Here is a 1,125-nt window from a genome sequence, read left to right on the forward strand (position 1 = left end):
CCGCCCGCGCCGGGCCCCGCCCGCGCTCGAACCGGCCGCGCTCGGACCGGCCCCGCGGCGCCGGGATCCGGCGCCGCGGCACACAGGTCAGTTCTGCGTGCCGGAACCCTGGTCGCCCGAGCCCTGGCCGCCGGGGTCCTGCCCGCCCGAGTCCTGACCCGACTGGCCGGAGCCCGGCTGCTGGGTCGGCAGGACCCGGTTCAGCCCGTCCTGCAGCGGGTTCGACGAGCCCGAGCCGTCCTGACCGGAGTCCCGGTCACGGGTGCCGGTCGACGACTCCGACGTGCTGGTGCCCGACTCCTCGGTGGAGGTCGAGCTCGACGACGAGGTCGACGAGTCGCCCCCGGAGCCGTCGCCCCGGTCGTTCTCCTGCTGGGTGGGGGGAGCACCGCCACGGACGACGTTGCTCACCGAGGTCCCGGACGAGCCGGACAGCGACGAGCCCTTCACGAACTCGATGCCCGAGATCAGAAACATCGACACCGCGAAGGTGACGACGCCGAGCACCGCGGACACGATGACCGTCTTGCGGGTGACCCGGACCCGGCGGAACCGGCTGTGGCCCGCTCCGGCGGCACGGGTGGTGCCACCGGGTGCCTGCCACGGGTCCAGCAGCACCGTCTCCTCGCCGGTGGGCCCGGCGAGACCGTGGCCGGAACCGTTCTGCGCGGCGACCGCGGTGCCCTCGGCGACGCCCTTGCCGCGCCGGGTCGCCTTGTCCTTCAGCTCGAGTGCCTTGTCCTTGCTGACCTCGAGCGAGCGGGTGAACAGCGTGGTGGCCAGCGTCGAGATGATCGAGCCGAGCGCCGCGCCGATCACCGTGCCGACCGCGCCGAGGAACGAGCCGAGCACCGCCGTGACGATCGCCGCGCCGGCGCCGGCTGCGATCTTCGTCGGGCTGAGGTCGGCCTTGAGGCCACTCGCCTTCGTGGTGTCCGACGAGGCGTCGCCGGAGCCGTCACCGGACCCGCCCGAGCCCCCGGACCCACCGGGTCCGTTCGGTCCGCCGCCGACCGGGCCCACCGGACCGCCGGGGCCGACCGCACGGGTCGTGTCCGACGCGGGCGGCAGCACCCGGGTGCGCGGACGCCCACCGGGCGGGGTCCCGTCCGGCACGCCCGGCCC

The 1,125-nt window shown here is 75.6% G+C and carries 1 protein-coding gene; it reads right to left on the reverse strand.

Features of this window, described 5'->3' with window-relative positions:
- Positions 1-87: 87 nt before the first annotated feature.
- Positions 88-1,125: hypothetical protein (locus GTW08_RS19940; protein ID WP_161152371.1), on the reverse strand; the 1,038-nt coding region annotated here is incomplete at its 5' end.

Source organism: Pseudonocardia sp. SID8383 (assembly GCF_009864975.1).
Lineage (GTDB): Bacteria > Actinomycetota > Actinomycetes > Mycobacteriales > Pseudonocardiaceae > Pseudonocardia > Pseudonocardia alni.